Genomic DNA, 17,651 nt, shown 5'->3' on the forward strand with positions numbered 1-17,651 from the left:
CATGCAACTTTGAATGCCTATTTTTGTGGCTATGATTTTTAGTTTTATTGTCGACTTTTTGAAGCACCGTTTGACTGCCAAGAGCAGGCATGGTACGCATTCCCCATTTGTATATAAACTTGCCGATGAGGTAATTTACGATTTTAAGTCCAAAATTGATTACAAAATTGTTGAAGAACAGCGAAAAAAACTTTTAAATGACGATTCAATTATTAACGTTACAGATCTTGGAGCGGGTTCTCACCTTAATAAAAATAGGACTAAGAAAGTAAAAGAGATTGCAAAAAATGCATTAAAAGCTCCCCGACTTGCACAGTTGATTTACCGTTTAGCTAAAGATGCTAATCCGGCTGATGTTATAGAACTTGGAACTTGTTTAGGTGTCACAACAGCTTATTTAAGCAAGGCTTGTCCCGGAGCTCAGGTCTTAACTATTGAAGGTTGTCCGGAAACAGCTAATGTGGCTGATCGGAATTTTAAGGAATTGGATCTGAAAAATATTGAACTTCAGGTTGGTAATTTCGATTTGCTTCTTCCCAGAATTATAGAGATGAAAGACAAGCTTGACTTTGTTTACATTGATGGAAATCATAGAAAAGAAGCTACTTTGAATTATTTTAAATGGTGTCTACCTAAGGTGCATCAGGGATCATTGCTCATATTTGATGATATATACTGGAGCAAAGGTATGAAAGAAGCCTGGGAAGAGATTAAGAATCATCCTGATGTTACGGTCACAATTGATTTGTTTTGGATAGGCTTGGTTTACTTTAGAAAAGGACAGGTTAAGGAGCACTTTAAGATCAGATTTTAAAGTTGCTTTTTAAAATGCCTCTGCCAGACTGATGTAAAACCCTGTCTGACGCTTTTCGTTTGCACGTTTTTCACCAATACCATAATCTAAACGAACGCTGAGCCCTTTTTCGGGGTCAAAGAAATATCTTCCTCCAGCGCCATAAGAAGGCTTGAAGTTTTTAATAGCAAAGCTTCTGTTTTCGAATACTTGTCCGCCTCCACCAAAAATAACCGCGCCAAAACGATTATTATAGCGATATCTCAGTTCTGCCTGTGCTGCCAATAAATTCCTGTCTCTATAGCGTCCTGTATAATATCCTCTCATCATTTCATCATTACCCATTTGTGGTAATAGATAAAATGGAGGAGTCTTGCCTTGTATAGAATGGAAAAGCCCATTTACGCCCAATACTAATTTTGGAGAGAGTGACCAGAAGTTCCGGACGTTGGCTTTGATTAAGGCGCCTGTAAAGTTGTCCCCTCCCCAAAAGTCTGGTGCATATTGCAAGGATAACTTTGCCATTAAACCCTTGGTGGTATAGTTATTTGAGTTTCTAGTGTCGTAGGTTTGGGAAATGCCCGCGTAAAAAACTGAACCTCCTGTTTTATGTAAGATGGTTTGGTCGCTTGTGAATATTCCGCCTGCTTCCTGGTCTGTAAAATGGTAATTTTCAAAGCCGATAGAGAGCCCCGTGTACATACTTGGCGAAACTTTCTTTTCTGCTTCAATGACGACTTTAACTGAGCTTTGTACCAATCTATCCTTATTGGCATTCAGTGTTTCATTTCCTATACCATAGAAATCAAATGGCATTCTTTTAAAGCGGACTTCTGAAATGTAATGATATTTGTTTTGTTTACTCCATATATCACTTTTTAAGGAAACATTATATTGTCCTTTGGTAGATACAGAAACGAGGCCCGAAAAATTAGAGCTTCTGTTGTTAAGGTCTTTTCTGTCAAGGTAGGTCGAGTATAGGAGTCCTGCGCCAAACTCAAAACCGATTTCCTGAGAATAGCGTAGTATTGGAACTGGCATAAAGCTCGCTCTGCGAGATGAATCTGTTTTGTTAGATAGGTATCTTTCTATAAGTTTCTTTTGCCCTAATGCGTTTGTTGCAATTAAAACGAATATGGTGCAAATCGAAATGTTCTTCATCGGCCTGAGCTAGTGTAAAGTTTTAGTTATGCGATCAGTTCAGCAACTTTGAGGCCATATATTAAATATCAAGAAAAACAGCTAAAAAAAGCCTCGACTGTTTGTTTACCAAACGCGATATAAATTGGTTGAAAACAGTGTATTTACTGAGGTTTTATGTAAGTGAATAAAGTATTTTCAAAAGAATATTGCCGGGTTAGTAAGGTGTTAGGGTTTGTATACCCGATTGATCGATGGAAAAGACCCGAAATTGCTTAAAATATGCTATGTTTGCAGCAATAAAAAAATAGATAAATAGATCAAGATGAGTACAAGAGGACCTATATCTCAGTTTATGGAGCGTAATTACCTCCATTTTAATGCTGCGGCCATGATGGATGCTGCTAAAGGGTATGAAACACATTTAGATGAAGGAGGTAAAATGATGATTACGCTCGCCGGTGCAATGAGTACCGCTGAGCTGGGGATTTCATTGGCTGAGATGATTCGCCAGGATAAAGTGTCCATCATTTCATGCACAGGAGCTAACCTGGAAGAAGATATCATGAACCTTGTTGCGCACTCACATTATAAGCGTGTTCCTAATTACCGCGACTTAAGTCCGCAGGATGAGTGGGACTTGTTAGAAAACCACTATAATAGGGTGACTGATACATGTATCCCTGAAGAAGAGGCTTTCCGGAGATTACAGAAGCACATCAATAAGATCTGGAAAGATGCAGAGAAGGCAGGGGAACGTTATTTTCCGCATGAGTTCATGTATAAGATGTTATTAAGTGGTGATCTTGAGCAATACTATGAGATTGACCCTAAAAATTCGTGGATGCTTGCTGCAGCAGAAAAAAATCTTCCAATTGTAGTGCCGGGATGGGAAGATTCGACCATGGGTAATATTTTTGCTTCTTATGTGATGAAGGGTGAAGTAACAGCAACTACTGTAAAAGGTGGTATTGAGTATATGGGATATTTATCAGATTGGTATATTAAAAACAGTTCTGGTAAAGGTGTTGGCTTTTTCCAGATAGGCGGTGGTATTGCCGGAGATTTTCCAATCTGCGTTGTGCCAATGCTTTATCAGGATATGGAAATGCCTAACATTCCATTCTGGAGTTATTTCTGTCAGATATCTGATTCTACTACATCATATGGATCATATTCTGGTGCTGTGCCAAATGAGAAAATCACCTGGGGTAAATTAGATATCAATACGCCGAAGTTTATAGTGGAATCTGACGCAACGATAGTAGCGCCTCTGATATTTGCATGGATATTAAAAATGTAATTTAAATTTGCAAATCCTGTATTAGGATGTTGCATACAAAGGGTCACCAATTTTCAGAAAAAATTGGTGATTTTCTTTATTTAAAGCAATAAAATGACACTATTTAGATTGGTTATAAATTGTATTTACTGTCATTTATTTGTCATTGGTACGTTAATAAATTTTACTTTTGTGGACGTTTTGGTGAAGACCCTAAGTTTTAACATCATAAACGGTTATAAAGTTTTTTAAAAAATAGCATAAAATACTCATTATGAGGGATATCTCATTGATCATTAGAAGAGTTTGGAAGTCGGCATTCATGTTTACGGCTCTATCTGTTTTAATCGTTTCTGCAACGAAAGCACAAGATGTAGTAGAGGGAAGAAAATTATTTAAGGATAAATGTGCTTCTTGTCACCAACTGGATCGTAATAGTACAGGTCCGGCATTAACACCAAAGTTGAAAGAGTTGGATGAAGCTTTTGCAATCCAATGGATCAGGAACTGGAAAGTTTTAGTTGATGCTGGTAATCCTGTAGCAATTGAAGCAGCAAAGTTTTCTCCTGCGGAGATGACTGCGTTTCCTACATTAACTGACGATCAAATTAAAAACATCATCGCTTATGCGCAAGCGGGTGAGCCTAAGAAAGAAGCTGAAGCAGGAGCTGCTGTAGCTGGGACGGGTTCTACTGGTTTTTCTAACTGGTCTATCGCAGGTATTGCATTGATTATAGTAATTTCTATAGCAGTGCTGATTGTTTTAGGTCGCGCTGTGAAAATGTTGGAGCGTTTGATCTTAAAGAAACAAGGTGTTGAAGTTATTGAAGAAGAAAATCTTTCTTTCGCAGCGGGTACACGTAAATTATTTAAAAACAAGAAGTTTGTATTCTTCTTTATCCTATGCTTAATTATAAGCTTAGGTTCATTCGGATGGATGGGAATGTGGAATACTGGTGTACATACAGGTTATCAACCAGTGCAACCAATCAAATTCTCTCACGAATTACACGCTGGTGTTAATCAGATTGATTGTCAATACTGTCACGCTGGTGCATTTAAATCTAAGAATGCTACTATACCTTCGGTTAACGTTTGTATGAACTGTCACAAGTCTGTACAGGCGACTGAAAAATACAACGGAGAGATTTCTCCTGAAATTCAGAAGATCTATACTGCTATAGGGTACGATCCAAATACGCTTACTTACGATAAATCGAAAGAAAAGCCTGTTGAGTGGGTGCGTGTACACAACTTACCTGACTTTGCTTACTTTAATCACTCGCAACACGTTGTAGTTGGTGAAGAAGCAATCAGAAAGGAAAGAGGTTTAAAACCTAATGAGCCTGTATGTTTTGCTTGTCATGGTCCGGTAGATACGATGGAAGAAATCTATCAGTATTCTCCGTTAACAATGAAATGGTGTGTTGATTGCCATAATAAAGCAGAAGTTTCAGGTAAAGACAACGCTTTCTATGCTAAAGTGATCGAAGCCCATGAGAAAATCAAAAAAGGCGAGAAAATTACTCCTGCATTGTTAGGTGGTTTAGAGTGTGGCAAGTGTCACTATTAATAGAGTTTAATAACAAAGAACGTTCGATAACAGTAATATAGCTAAATGGAAAGCAATAAAAAATACTGGAAAGGCTTAGAAGAGTATAACAACACTCCGGATTTTGTTCAAAATAACAAAAACGAATTTGCTGAGCCCCTTCCAATAGAAGATGTTTTAAATGAAGCAGGGTTAAGTACCGTGACTCCTCGCCGCGACTTTTTAAAGGCATTGGGCTTTGGATTAGGTGCGGTGACACTAGCGGCATGTCAGACTGCCCCGGTTCATAAGGCAATTCCTTATGTGATTAAACCTGAAGAGGTTGTGCCGGGTATCCCTAACTATTATGTGTCAAGCTTTAAAGGTCAGCCGGTTTTAGTTAAAACCAGAGAAGGTAGACCAATTAAGATTGATGCAAATACGAATGCAGGTATTTTTAACCGTGGTACTGATGCTCAGGCACAGGCTTCAGTTTTAGACTTGTATGATGTATCTAAACTTAGATCTCCATTGGTAAAGGGTGCTGATGCAACCTGGACCAAGGTAGATGAATTTGTTAAAGGTGAGTTAAACAAAGCTCAGGCTTCTGGAAAGAAAATCCGTATTGTTTCATCATCAATAAACAGTCCATCGACTAAAGCAGTTATTGCTGATTTCGCTGTAGCTTATCCTAATACTAAACACGTTCAGTATGACGCAGTTTCTTATACAGGTATTATTAAAGCAAATGAGAATAGCTTTGGTAAGGCAATAGTTCCTAAATACAAATTTGATCAGGCAGACCTGATTGTAAGTTTTGGAGCTGACTTTTTAGGTACTTGGATTAGCGGTGAAGAATTTACTGCTCAATATGTATCTAACAGAGATCAAAAATCATTGAAAAAAGGCAAAATGTCTCGTCACTTCCAATTTGAGGCGGGCATGAGCTTAACAGGTACAAATGCAGATACACGTGTTCCGATTAAATTATCGGAAGAGGGACCTGCTTTAATTGCCTTATATAATGCCGTTACTGGTTCTAATTTAGAAGGTGCTGCATTACCTAACAACGTAACTGCTGATAAAGCATTGAAATTGGTAGGTAAGGAGCTTTTGCAAAATAAAGGTAAAGCCCTTGTAGTTTCAGGATCAAATGATGTTTCTACACAAATCCTGGTAAATGCCATCAACTCTGCTATCGGTAGTTATGGTACTACAATTGATTTAGATAATCCTTGTAAACTTTATGCAGGAAATGATGCAGAATTTGCTGAATTCATTAATGAAATGAACAGAGGTGAAGTTGCTGCTGTTTTCTTCCTGGATAGTAACCCTGCATACGATGTAGCAAATGTAAAAGCGTTTACTGATGCTTTAGCAAAAGTTGCATTAAAGGTATCTTTCTCTGACCGTAAGGATGAGACGGCTACTTTATGTGATGTGGTTGCAATGAACCATAACTATTTAGAGTCATGGGGTGATGCAAGTTCATACGAAGGTGTTTACTCTATTGTTCAACCAACAATCAACCCTGTGTTTAACTCACGTCAGGCAGAGGAAAGTTTATTGATCTGGTCTGATAATGTAGTTAAAGAATACTATCAGTATGTGCGTAACAACTGGGAGAAAAGTATCTTACCTGCGGTAGGATCTACCTGGAAAGATGTTTTACAAAAAGGTGTATTTGCTAGTGCTGAAAAAACGGCTGGTACTTATACTTTCAGTCTTTCATTAGCTGCTGTTGTTCCGGCAATCATTGCTAACAGTAAGTCTCTGGCTAAAGACATCGAGTTACAGGTTTACTCCAGTGTTCCGATGCGTGATGGTAAACATGCTAACAATGCATTCTTACAAGAACTTCCTGATCCGGTTTCTAAAGTAACCTGGGATAACTATGTTGCTATAGCTCCTAAGTATGCTGAGAAATTAGGATTTAAAGAATTTGATATTGTTTCAGTAAAAGCTGATAATGGTTACAGCATTGAATTACCTATATTAATTCAGCCTGGTCAGGCACCTGGTACTGTTTCGATTGCATTAGGCTATGGCCGTACCAATGCTGGTAAAGCAGGAGATAATGTTGGTAAAAATGCTTATCCGTTTGTAAGCTTTAGCAATGGTACTTTAAAATATGCTACTTCAGTTAAATTAGCTGCAACTGGCGGAAGAGAAGAACTTGCTCAAACACAAACACACTATTCTTTTGAAGGAAGAAATGTAATCCGTGAGGCTACATTTGCTGAATACAAAAAGAATCCAGCTGCTGGTTCAGGTAATGACCATGCTAAGCATAAAACTTACGATTTATGGGATAAATATGAGACACCAGGTAACAACTGGGTAATGGCAATCGATTTGAATGCTTGTACTGGTTGTGGTTCTTGTATTGTTGCTTGTAACGTTGAGAATAACATTCCTGTTGTAGGTAAAGATGAAGTACGTAAGCGCAGAGAAATGCACTGGTTACGTATTGACCGTTATTACAGTTTCAATCAGGAAAATGATACACATGCAGAAGCTCATGGTGCACATGGCCATAGCAATGGTATCAACTCAGTAACTAAAGAGAAAGAGATTGCTCATCTGAAAGAAGAGCAAATGAACAATGTATCGGTTGTACACCAGCCAATGCTTTGTCAGCACTGTGACCATGCTCCATGTGAGACTGTTTGTCCGGTATTAGCAACTGTTCACTCATCTGACGGCTTAAACCACATGGCTTATAACCGTTGCGTAGGTACACGTTATTGTGCAAACAACTGTCCATATAAAGTACGTCGTTTCAACTGGTTTAACTACTGGAATGATTCACGTTTCGATAACTATTTGAACAACGAATTTACTCAGTTGGTGCTTAACCCTGATGTAACAACACGTTCAAGAGGTGTTATGGAGAAATGTTCGATGTGTATCCAACGTATCCAAGGAGGTAAATTGCAGGCGAAAATTGAAAAACGTCCATTGAAAGATGGTGATATCAAAATGGCTTGTCAACAGGCTTGTTCTGCAAATGCAATCATCTTTGGTGATTCCAATGATCCAGAATCGGAGGTTTCAAAAGCATTACGTAGTGAGCGTGTTTACTATGTGCTTGAAGAGATCAACGTACAACCGGGTATTGGTTATATGACGAAAATTAGAAATACAGATACAACAGTACAAGCGTAAGCGGATAGCTGATATTAAAAGAAATATAAATTATGTCAGGACATAACGAATCAATATTAAGAGAACCACTAATCACCGGTAATGATATCACGTATGCTAAGATTACGGATGATATTTTAATGCCGGTAGAGAATAAGCCAAATAGGGCTTGGTGGATAGGATTTATCGTAGCATTGTGCGGAGCTTTACTTTGGGTTGTAGCTGTTAGCTACACCTTCTGGTTTGGTATCGGTGCTTGGGGATTAAATAAAACAGTAGGATGGGCTTGGGACATCACTGGTTTCGTATGGTGGGTAGGTATTGGTCACGCGGGAACCTTGATTTCTGCAGTACTATTACTTTTCCGTCAGAACTGGCGTAACTCCATCAACCGTTCTGCAGAGGCGATGACGATTTTCGCCGTTATTTGTGCGGCAACGTATGTAGTATCTCACATGGGTAGACCATGGTTAGCTTACTGGGTACTTCCGCTACCGAATCAATTCGGATCATTATGGGTTAACTTTAACTCACCGTTAGTATGGGATATGTTTGCGATCTCTACTTACTTCTCGGTATCATTATTATTCTGGTATACAGGTTTATTACCTGATATCGCGACTATTCGTGACCGTGCAACAGGTACAAAGCGCAAAATTTATTCTATCCTATCATTTGGATGGGCTGGTAATGTTAAGACATGGCAACGTTTTGAGGCCGTTTCTATTATCCTTGCTGGTATCTCTACACCATTGGTACTATCGGTACACACGATTGTATCTATGGACTTTGCTACCTCGGTAATTCCGGGATGGCACACTACAATCTTCCCTCCATATTTCGTGGCAGGGGCGATCTTCTCAGGATTTGCGATGGTGTTAACCTTATTATTGGTTGCACGTAAAGTATTAGGACTTGAGAATTATATCACGATGTTCCATATTGAGTCGATGAATAAAATCATCATTTTAACTGGGTCTATCGTTGGTGTGGCTTATTTAACGGAGTTCTTTATCGCTTGGTACTCAGGTTCAGAATATGAACAATATGCATTTATCAACCGTTCGACTGGTCCTTATTGGTGGGCTTACTGGATGATGATGACATGTAACGTAATCTCTCCACAGTTGTTATGGTTCAAAAAAATTCGTACTAGCATCGCTGCTACCTGGATTTTATCTATTGTAGTAAACATCGGTATGTGGTTTGAGCGTTTTGTAATTATTGTAACTTCATTACACCGCGATTATATACCTTCTAGCTGGGCTATGTTCTATCCATCATGGGTTGACGTGAGTGTGTTTGTTGGTTCCATCGGTTTGTTCTTTACTTTGTTCTTGTTGTTCTTAAGGGTATTACCTTCAATTGCAATTGCCGAGGTTAAATTGTTGCTGAAAAGTGCTAGTGAGCAAGAGAAAATGAGACAGATTAAAGAAGGTCATCTTGATCCGGCCCACGTATCGGAATATGTTGAGTCGTTAGAGAAATTTGATAGTGTTAAACAAGAAGAATACGCAAAAATATAACAATGAATAATATCAAATATATTTTAGGCAGTTTTGGTGATCCTGATGAGATGATGCATGGCATCGAGAAATTGCAGGAAAACAACATTAAGATACATGATGTTTATACGCCAATGCCTATTCACGGCATAGAAGCCAAACTAGGAGTTAAGCGTTCAAGATTAGATATTGCAGCTTTCTTTTTTGGAATAACAGGAACATGTACCATGCTTGCATTTGTATATTACGCGACAGTTTTAGACTGGCCAATTAATATCGGAGGTAAGCCACACTTTGCTTTACCGGATTTTATTCCTATTACTTTTGAGCTAACTATTTTATTTTGTGCTTTTGGCCTGGTTGGTTCTTATTATGCTTCGTCTCACTTGTTTCCGGGAAGAGCACCGAGAGTAATGGATTTAAGGGCAACAGACGATAGGTTTATTATTGCAATTGATGCAAAAGAAAATACTGAGCACAGTAAGATTGATGAATTATTAAAGGAAGCTGGTGCTTTGGAAGTAAAGCATAATGAAAGGAAATATGTTAGCTATGAATAAGAGTAAAATAGTTTTAGCCTCATTTTGTATTCTTGCTGGAACTGTTATATTTTCAGCATGCAAGGATAAAAGAAGCACAGGTTTAGAATATGCAAGGAACATGTATGATCCACTTGCACCTAATCCGGATCAACCGCTTTCTACTACAAATGAAGATTTGAAGAGTTTTAAGGGACAGACAGCTCAGACGCCTCCTGCACACACCGTACCGGTAGGGTTTGATAAGTATGATCTTCCAAATACAAAGGAAGGTTATGAAGCTGCAAGTGCATTGGTTAACCCTCTTGCATTAACAGAAGCAAATCTGGAGTCAGGAAAGCATTATTTCACTGTATTTTGTGCTCCATGTCATGGAGAAAAAGGAGATGGTCAAGGTCACCTTGTAAAAATCGAAAAAGTTAGTGGAATTCCTTCATATCATGGCGATGCAGCTTCTTCTCGTGGTGGTTTGATGAAAGACTTAACAGCGGGAAAAATTTATCATACAATTATGTATGGTTTAAATAATATGGGATCACATGCCTCTCAACTATCTCCAGAAGAAAGATGGAAAGTAGTGATGTATGTTCAACAATTACAACAAATACAATAGAAAAGAATAATAGATGGGAACTCACAATTATAATTTAACTGAGCAGTTTGAGTTTACAGGCAAAGCTAAAACTTTAAGTATAATCGCTATTGTAATCGGTTTAGCGGCTATAGGTTATGGTTTTTCAGCTAAGGCGCTTCATGAGCGTACTTTTGCTAATCTTTTGCTGATGGCTTATTACTTTGCTTGTGTTTGTATGTCAGGAGCATTTTTCCTGGCTGTTCAATTCGTTGCACAGGCTGGTTGGTCTGCGTCAATTTTAAGGGTACCTGAGGCTATGGCTAAAGTGTTACCTATAGCGGTAATCATTTTACTTATAGTAATGGGTGCAGGTTTGTATACTCACAACTTGTATCATCACTGGCATGCTGATGGATTGACTGATCCAAACAGCCCTAACTATGATAAATTAATCGACGGTAAATCTGCTTTCTTGAACGTACCATTCTTTATGGGACGTCAGATTGTATTTTTAGCAATCTATAGCTTCTTTGCTATGTATTTAGCTAAGTTGTCTAATAATGAAGATTTGGAAGGTGGTTTAAACTCTTATAGAAAGAGCTTTAAATACTCTTGTATCTTTCTTGTAATTTACGGATTTACGACTCCAATCTTTGCATTTGATACTGTGATGTCATTAGAGGCACATTGGTTCTCTACGATGTTTGGTTGGTATAACTTCGCTGCAATGTGGGTATGTAGTTTAGCAATTATTGCCATCATGCTGATTCTGTTAAGAAAAGCAGGTTACATGAGTTGGGTAAATAATAGTCACTTACATAACTTGGGACAGTTTATCTTTGGATTCTCTATCTTCTGGACTTATGTATGGTTTGCGCAGTTCCTTTTGATCTATTATGCAAATATGCCGGAAGAGACAGTATACTTCTACAAAAGATTTGAGCATTATGAGTTCTGGTTCTACCTGAATCTTGTATTGAACTTTTTAGCTCCCGTGTTGCTGTTAATGGATAGAGATAACAAGAGACAGGAAAACATATTATTAACGGTATCAATCGTTGTTTTATGTGGACACTGGGTTGATTATTACCAGATGATTATGCCAGGAACAGTTGAGGAACACCATGCCTTTGGTTTCATTGAGATTGGTACTGCAGTAGGTTTTGTAGGATTGTTTACTTTTACAGTGTTATCTGCTTTAAGTAAAAAGCCTTTGATTCCTAAAAATCATCCATTTTTACAAGAAAGTTTAAATCACCATTTATAGTCTGGTGATTTTTATAGAGAATAAAAAATAATAATATAATAGAAGTACAGCGTTACTACTTTTAAGGAAATGAGTTTAAGAAAATTTATAAGTAACAAATCAATAGCGGCACTAGCAGTAATCTTATCTGCATTTGCAAGCACCAGCGTATTTGCACAAGCTGCAGCCGCTGAGGCCGCTACAAAGCCCGTAGATATGGGGCCGGTTTATAAAACGGCAATATTTTATACCCTGGCATTTTTACTGCTATGTTTGTTCATAGCAATAATTGGAAAAGCATTAAAGGTATATGAATTGACTCGTGAGGCTCAGGACAAACCTAAAGGTATTAACTGGAATACGGTTAACGCTGTGCTTTTTGCATTGTTCCTTATCGTAGGTTTATATGGAGTATATTGGGAATATACAGTTCACGGTAAAATGATCTTGCCTGAGGCAGCATCAGAGCATGGTAAGAAAATTGATCAGATGTTCAACGTGACATTGATCATGACTACTATTGTGTTTATTGTAACGCATATCCTTTTATTTGTTTTTACTTATATATATAGATATAATAAAAAAAGAAAAGCATACTACTATCCTCATAACAATACTATTGAGCGTATCTGGACAATCGTGCCTGCATTGGCTTTAACTGTATTGGTATTAATGGGATTCCTTACCTGGAGATCAATTTTCTTCAAAATAGAAGATCCAAATAATAAGCCTATCAATATTGAAGTAGTTTCTTCACAGTTTGCCTGGTCTATTCGTTATGCCGGAGCAGATGGTGTTGTAGGTAATAAAAACTTTAAATTAATTACAGCTACCAATGGTATCGGTATCGATTTCAAAGATAAAAATGCTTTAGATGATCAGTCTGCTGATGAAATGGTAATTCCAATTGGTAAACCTGTACGTTTGATATTAGGTAGTAAAGATGTAATTCACAGTTTTTACATGCCACACTTTAGAGTGCAATTGAATACTGTACCTGGTATGACTTCTTACTTTGAATTTACTCCAACTATTACAACAGAGGAGATGAAAGCTAAAACTAATGATCCAACATTTAAATATTTGTTTTTATGTAACAAGATCTGTGGAGACGGTCACTACAAAATGCAAAAAGAAGTTAAAGTTGTTTCTATGGAAGAGTATGAGGCTTGGTTAAAAGAGCAGCCAACTTATTTAACTGATGATTTGAGAAAGGAATTTAACATACCTGTTAGTTCTGCAGCTGTTACTGTACCTGCAGATTCTGCAGCAAAAGATACTTCAGCGGTTAAAACAAAACAATTAGCTTTAAATAATTAATAATACTGGAATAGCACATTATGTCAACTATATCATTACACGATACACATAACCACGATAACCATGATGATCATGGGCATCACAAAGAGACCTTCTTAACGAAGTATGTCTTTAGTCAGGATCACAAGATGATCGCTAAGCAATTCCTGATAACAGGTATTATTATGGCTGTTATTGCGATGGGCTTGTCAATCTTGTTTCGTTTACAACTGGCATGGCCAGATAAGGATTTCCCTATTTTAGAGACTTTCTTAGGAAAATGGGCAGAAGGTGGACGTATAAAACCGGACTTTTATCTTGCACTTGTAACTATACATGGTACCATCATGGTATTCTTTGTATTAACGGCTGGATTGAGTGGTACATTCAGTAACTTGTTAATCCCACTTCAGATTGGTGCAAGGGATATGGCTTCGCCATTCCTGAACATGCTTTCTTACTGGTTCTTCTTTGCTGCTTGTGTAATCATGATGGGTTCATTCTTTATACAGACGGGACCTGCAAGTGCTGGGTGGACAGTTTATCCTCCTTTATCAGCTTTACCAACAGCGATTTCAGGATCTGGTTTGGGTATGACCCTATGGTTAATCAGTATGATCCTTTTTGTTGCTTCGTCATTAATGGGTGGTATCAACTATGTTAGTACAATATTAAACATGCGTACTAAAGGGATGGATCTTTGGAAAATGCCATTGACAATCTGGGCATTCTTCTTAACTGCAGTTTTAGGTATATTATCTTTCCCTGTATTGGTAGCCGGTGTTGTATTGTTAATCTTCGATAGAAGTTTCGGTACAAGTTTCTACCTTTCAGATATCGTAATGGGTACACAGATTCTTCCTAACGAAGGTGGATCTCCAATTTTATGGCAACACTTATTCTGGTTCCTTGGTCACCCTGAGGTGTACATTGTAATTATGCCAGCGATGGGATTGTCTTCAGAGATCATGTCTGTGAATTCAAGAAAACCTATTTTCGGTTACCATGCGATGATTTATTCATTGATTGGTATTACTGTTCTTTCATTTATCGTTTGGGGTCACCACATGTTTGTAACGGGGATGAACCCATTACTTGGCGGTGTGTTCATGATTACCACGTTGATTATTGCGGTTCCTTCAGCTGTTAAAACCTTTAACTGGTTAGCTACTTTATGGAGAGGAAATATCCGATTTACGCCAGCTATGTTGTTTGCTATCGGTATGGTTTCATTCTTTATCTCTGGTGGATTAACTGGTATCTGGTTAGGAAATGCATCATTGGATATTACTTTGCATGATACATATTTCGTAATTGCTCACTTCCACCTTGTAATGGGATCGGCAGCTATTTTTGGTATGCTTGCGGGTGTTTATCATTATTTTCCTAAAATGTTTGGAAGATTGATGAGCAGCAAATTAGGTTATCTGCACTTCTGGATTACTTTCATTTGTGCTTACCTGGTGTTCTTCCCACTACACTTTTTAGGTCTGGATGGTGTGCCGCGTCGTTACTACGCATTTACTGAGTTTGAGTTTATGCAGAAATGGGTTACTGTAAATATTTTAGTTACATGGGCCGCGATTATTGCTGGATTGGCTCAAGTTGCTTTCTTATTCAACTTCTTCTATTCTATCTTTAAAGGTAAAGTTTCATCACAAAACCCTTGGGGTGCCAATACTTTAGAGTGGACTACACCTGTAGAACGTTTACATGGTAACTGGCCAGGAGAAATTCCAACGGTATACCGTTGGCCATATGATTATAGCAAGCCAGGAGCAGAACAGGATTTCATTCCTCAAACAGTTCCTTTCTCGCAAACAATGAGTTCGAACATGCCTCATGATTTTGAAGGTAATGTCGAGTCTGAACGTATACAAAAGGAATGGGAATCTAAAAACCCTCCTGCAGATGCGTCAAAATTAGACTAATATATAGTATCTAATACGATGAGGTATCTGCAGTAGGTGAATACTTACCACAGATGCCTCATTTTTTTTAATCTATTACATACCATGGTTCTTAAATCTGAAAAGAGATTTATCAAGCTAAACCTTATTACAATAGTTGTAACCTTACTTGTTATATTAGCGGGTGGAGTTGTACGTAGTACAGGTTCTGGTATGGGCTGTCCGGATTGGCCTAAGTGTTTTGGGCAATATATACCACCGACACATGTTTCTCAGCTTCCTGCTGATTATAAAGAAAAATATGTAGCGGAACGTGTTGCAAAAAATGAACGGTTTGCCAAAACCCTTGAGAAAATGGGTAAAGGACATTTGGCAGACAGCATCCGACATGATGAATCTATACTTCAACCTGAGACATTTAATGTAGCAAAAACCTGGACTGAATATATAAACAGGTTGATGGGGGCTATTACAGGTTTCTTCTTATTAGCTTTAGCTGTTTCTGCATTTACGTACAAGAAAAGAGCGATAAGGATTCCTGTTCTTAGTGTTTTAAATGTTGTTACTGTCGGTTTTCAAGCATGGCTGGGATCTATAGTTGTTTCGACAAATTTAATGCCCTGGATAGTTACTGTACACATGCTTTTGGCATTGGTTATCTTAGGTATTTTAGTTTATACCTATAATTATGCAAAACAACTTGATCAACAACCTACGGTTGTAATGGGACAGTTGGTATGGCTTAAGGTATTAATTTTTGGCTCTATTGTTTTAAGTACCATACAAATTGTAATAGGTACTGAAGTTCGTGAAGCAATTGATGCGATTTCTAAGCAGATGATGTATAGTGGACGAAATACATGGGTTTCAAAAGTGGGGGATATGTTCTCTTACCATCGTGATCTGGCACTTCTGGTACTGGTTATAAATATTATTATTTATAAAATCGTGAAGGATAGATTTAACGGAAAGACTGTAGCATTAAGCATTGGTAATAGTATTGGAATAGTTTTAATTATTCAGATTGCAACAGGCTTAATATTGTCTAACTTTGCGCTTCCACCTTATGCACAGGCTATGCATATTTTATTTTCAACTGTTTTATTTAGTCTGCAATACTATCTGTATTTGTTGGTTTACAGATCAAGTACTTACAACCAACAGAATTAATTTATAAAAAATTGAAAAGGTTTTTCTCAGATTTCTCTAAGCTCATAAAATTCAGGTTAACGTTCCTGGTAGTGTTCTCTGCGTCTGTTACTTTTTTGATTGGCTCACAGGTACCAATAGATGGAGTTATTCCTGGCATTAACTGGACTAACTGGATAATCCTGATTATAGGAGGATTTTTAGTAACCTCAGCGGCAAATTGCTTTAATGAAGTGATTGAAGTGGATCTCGATAAATTGATGACCAGAACTAAGGATCGTCCTATGCCTGCTGGTCATATGACCACTGGTCAGGGATTAGTTTCTGGTTTGGTTATGGGCTTATTGGGTACATACTTATTAGGAAGATTAAATATTGAAACGGGTTTGTTATCAGTGTTTTCTATTTTTCTATATGCCTTTGCTTATACGCCAATGAAGCGTAAATCTCCGATTGCTGTATTTGTTGGAGCAATTCCCGGAGCTTTACCTCCATTAATTGGTTATGTAGCTGCTCATGGTAAAATTGATCAGATAGCGGTTATTTTGTTTCTGATTCAATTTGTCTGGCAGTTTCCTCATTTCTGGTCCATTGCTTGGGTATTGGATGATGATTATAAAAAGGCGGGGTTTAGACTTTTGCCTACTACTAAACGTGATAAAGTAAGTGCTTTCATAACATTTTTAAGCACTTTAATATTGATCCCTGTTAGTTTACTGCCAACCTTCTATGGCTTTGGTGGCTACTATATTGCTGGGATTTCATTGCTTGCCGGACTAGTTTTTGCCTGGTTAGGATTTAAGTTGCTGGTGAAGATGGATCTGGACAGTGCCAGAAAGGTTATGTTTTGTTCATTCTTTTACCTGCCATTGGTCCAGTTAGTTTTATTGTTTGATTTTATAGCTAAATAATTTTTAAATGGTACACACATTAAAAGAAGAGGGTTTAAAGATGGATGTGGCTTTTAATGCTAAGCCCAGAAAGTTTGTGGTCTGGTTATTTGTGGTTTCATCAACGATTATGTTTGGTGGCTTTACAAGTTACTATATCGTGTTTGCTGCCTCTAAGGGCAAAGGACATGGAATTGTATTGCCCGATGTATTTATGTACAGTACGGCAATTTTATTGCTGAGTAGCCTATGTTTATTCATGGCGAAAAAGGCATTAAAGAATGCAAATATTGGCCAGCAGAAAATACTGCTTTGGGGTACGTTGTTGTTAGGTGCAGCTTTCTGTTATTTGCAGGTTGATGCCTGGGGGACGTTATTTAATACTGGTGCTGCATTTGTGAACAACAATGCTGCTATTTCTATGATTTATGTAGTCTCAGGAATGCACCTTTTGCATATTTTTCTTGGCTTAGGCTTTATATTAAGTAGCTTATTTGGTACTTATAAAGGGATTTCGTTAGAGAGGAGCACATTCCGGATGGATATTGCCTCTATATTTTGGCATTTTATAGATATATTGTGGATATATCTTTATGTTTTTTTACTTTTGAACAGTTAGAATTTTTAACAAACTATTACTATTTAC

At 37.7% G+C, this 17,651-nt stretch carries 14 protein-coding genes; 13 read left to right on the forward strand and 1 reads right to left on the reverse strand.

Annotation, left to right across the window (positions count from 1 at the left end):
* The first annotated feature begins 13 nt into the window (after nt 1-13).
* Nucleotides 14-814 carry an O-methyltransferase gene (locus ABDJ41_RS02010; RefSeq protein WP_349784065.1) on the forward strand — a complete coding sequence of 267 codons (801 nt, stop codon included), beginning with the start codon at nt 14-16 and terminating at the stop codon, nt 812-814.
* 9 nt (nt 815-823) lie between these two features.
* On the opposite strand, the gene ABDJ41_RS02015 is transcribed toward ABDJ41_RS02010, so the two are convergent.
* Nucleotides 824-1,954 (reverse strand): BamA/TamA family outer membrane protein, encoded by a 1,131-nt coding sequence (locus tag ABDJ41_RS02015; RefSeq protein WP_349784066.1) that lies wholly within the window; start codon nt 1,952-1,954, stop codon nt 824-826.
* A 304-nt stretch (nt 1,955-2,258) separates the two neighbouring features.
* On the opposite strand from ABDJ41_RS02015, the gene ABDJ41_RS02020 reads away from it, so the two are divergent.
* From ABDJ41_RS02020 to ABDJ41_RS02075, 12 genes are all read left to right on the forward strand, one after another.
* Nucleotides 2,259-3,236, forward strand: coding sequence for a deoxyhypusine synthase family protein (locus ABDJ41_RS02020; protein WP_349784067.1), 978 nt, complete (start codon nt 2,259-2,261; stop codon nt 3,234-3,236).
* A gap of 253 nt (nt 3,237-3,489) precedes the next feature.
* Nucleotides 3,490-4,788, forward strand: a complete 1,299-nt coding sequence (locus ABDJ41_RS02025) for a c-type cytochrome (protein WP_349784068.1) — start codon at nt 3,490-3,492, stop codon at nt 4,786-4,788.
* Between the two features lie 45 nt (nt 4,789-4,833).
* Entirely contained in the window at nt 4,834-7,914 is a 3,081-nt protein-coding gene (locus tag ABDJ41_RS02030) for a TAT-variant-translocated molybdopterin oxidoreductase (RefSeq protein WP_349784069.1), read from the forward strand.
* Between the two features lie 32 nt (nt 7,915-7,946).
* Nucleotides 7,947-9,419, forward strand: coding sequence for an NrfD/PsrC family molybdoenzyme membrane anchor subunit (gene nrfD / locus ABDJ41_RS02035; protein ID WP_349784070.1), 1,473 nt, complete (start codon nt 7,947-7,949; stop codon nt 9,417-9,419).
* A gap of 2 nt (nt 9,420-9,421) precedes the next feature.
* A complete protein-coding gene (locus tag ABDJ41_RS02040; protein WP_349784071.1) occupies nt 9,422-9,958 on the forward strand; it encodes a DUF3341 domain-containing protein in 537 nt (178 codons plus the stop codon).
* Complete coding sequence (locus tag ABDJ41_RS02045; RefSeq protein ID WP_349784072.1) at nt 9,951-10,550, forward strand: c-type cytochrome; 600 nt, start codon at nt 9,951-9,953, stop codon at nt 10,548-10,550. Before ABDJ41_RS02040 ends, ABDJ41_RS02045 begins: the two co-directional genes overlap by 8 nt.
* A gap of 13 nt (nt 10,551-10,563) precedes the next feature.
* Nucleotides 10,564-11,778: a quinol:cytochrome C oxidoreductase gene (locus tag ABDJ41_RS02050; RefSeq protein WP_349784073.1), complete on the forward strand. Its 1,215-nt coding sequence runs from the start codon at nt 10,564-10,566 to the stop codon at nt 11,776-11,778.
* A gap of 69 nt (nt 11,779-11,847) precedes the next feature.
* Entirely contained in the window at nt 11,848-13,077 is a 1,230-nt protein-coding gene (locus ABDJ41_RS02055) for a cytochrome c oxidase subunit II (RefSeq protein WP_349784074.1), read from the forward strand.
* A 20-nt stretch (nt 13,078-13,097) separates the two neighbouring features.
* The gene (locus ABDJ41_RS02060) at nt 13,098-14,987 is read left to right on the forward strand and encodes a cytochrome c oxidase subunit I (protein WP_349784075.1); all 1,890 of its coding nucleotides are present in this window, start codon (nt 13,098-13,100) and stop codon (nt 14,985-14,987) included.
* Nucleotides 14,988-15,071: 84 nt separating this feature from the next.
* Nucleotides 15,072-16,136 carry a COX15/CtaA family protein gene (locus tag ABDJ41_RS02065; RefSeq protein WP_349784076.1) on the forward strand — a complete coding sequence of 355 codons (1,065 nt, stop codon included), beginning with the start codon at nt 15,072-15,074 and terminating at the stop codon, nt 16,134-16,136.
* 11 nt (nt 16,137-16,147) lie between these two features.
* Nucleotides 16,148-17,026, forward strand: coding sequence for a heme o synthase (gene cyoE, locus ABDJ41_RS02070; RefSeq protein ID WP_349784077.1), 879 nt, complete (start codon nt 16,148-16,150; stop codon nt 17,024-17,026).
* 7 nt (nt 17,027-17,033) lie between these two features.
* A complete protein-coding gene (locus ABDJ41_RS02075) occupies nt 17,034-17,624 on the forward strand; it encodes a cytochrome c oxidase subunit 3 (RefSeq protein ID WP_349784078.1) in 591 nt (196 codons plus the stop codon).
* Nucleotides 17,625-17,651 lie beyond the last annotated feature (27 nt).

This window comes from Pedobacter sp. ASV1-7 (assembly GCF_040203335.1).
GTDB lineage: Bacteria > Bacteroidota > Bacteroidia > Sphingobacteriales > Sphingobacteriaceae > Pedobacter.

Coding starts and splice junctions, on each gene's coding strand:
- ABDJ41_RS02055 (WP_349784074.1), top strand. CDS start 11,848: ATGAGTTTAAGAAAATTTATAAGTAACAAATCAATAGCGGCACTAGCA.
- ABDJ41_RS02015 (WP_349784066.1), bottom strand. CDS start 1,954: ATGAAGAACATTTCGATTTGCACCATATTCGTTTTAATTGCAACAAAC.
- nrfD (WP_349784070.1), top strand. CDS start 7,947: ATGTCAGGACATAACGAATCAATATTAAGAGAACCACTAATCACCGGT.
- ABDJ41_RS02050 (WP_349784073.1), top strand. CDS start 10,564: ATGGGAACTCACAATTATAATTTAACTGAGCAGTTTGAGTTTACAGGC.
- ABDJ41_RS02020 (WP_349784067.1), top strand. CDS start 2,259: ATGAGTACAAGAGGACCTATATCTCAGTTTATGGAGCGTAATTACCTC.
- ABDJ41_RS02040 (WP_349784071.1), top strand. CDS start 9,422: ATGAATAATATCAAATATATTTTAGGCAGTTTTGGTGATCCTGATGAG.
- ABDJ41_RS02025 (WP_349784068.1), top strand. CDS start 3,490: ATGAGGGATATCTCATTGATCATTAGAAGAGTTTGGAAGTCGGCATTC.
- ABDJ41_RS02060 (WP_349784075.1), top strand. CDS start 13,098: ATGTCAACTATATCATTACACGATACACATAACCACGATAACCATGAT.
- ABDJ41_RS02075 (WP_349784078.1), top strand. CDS start 17,034: ATGGTACACACATTAAAAGAAGAGGGTTTAAAGATGGATGTGGCTTTT.
- ABDJ41_RS02045 (WP_349784072.1), top strand. CDS start 9,951: ATGAATAAGAGTAAAATAGTTTTAGCCTCATTTTGTATTCTTGCTGGA.
- ABDJ41_RS02010 (WP_349784065.1), top strand. CDS start 14: ATGCCTATTTTTGTGGCTATGATTTTTAGTTTTATTGTCGACTTTTTG.
- ABDJ41_RS02030 (WP_349784069.1), top strand. CDS start 4,834: ATGGAAAGCAATAAAAAATACTGGAAAGGCTTAGAAGAGTATAACAAC.
- ABDJ41_RS02065 (WP_349784076.1), top strand. CDS start 15,072: ATGGTTCTTAAATCTGAAAAGAGATTTATCAAGCTAAACCTTATTACA.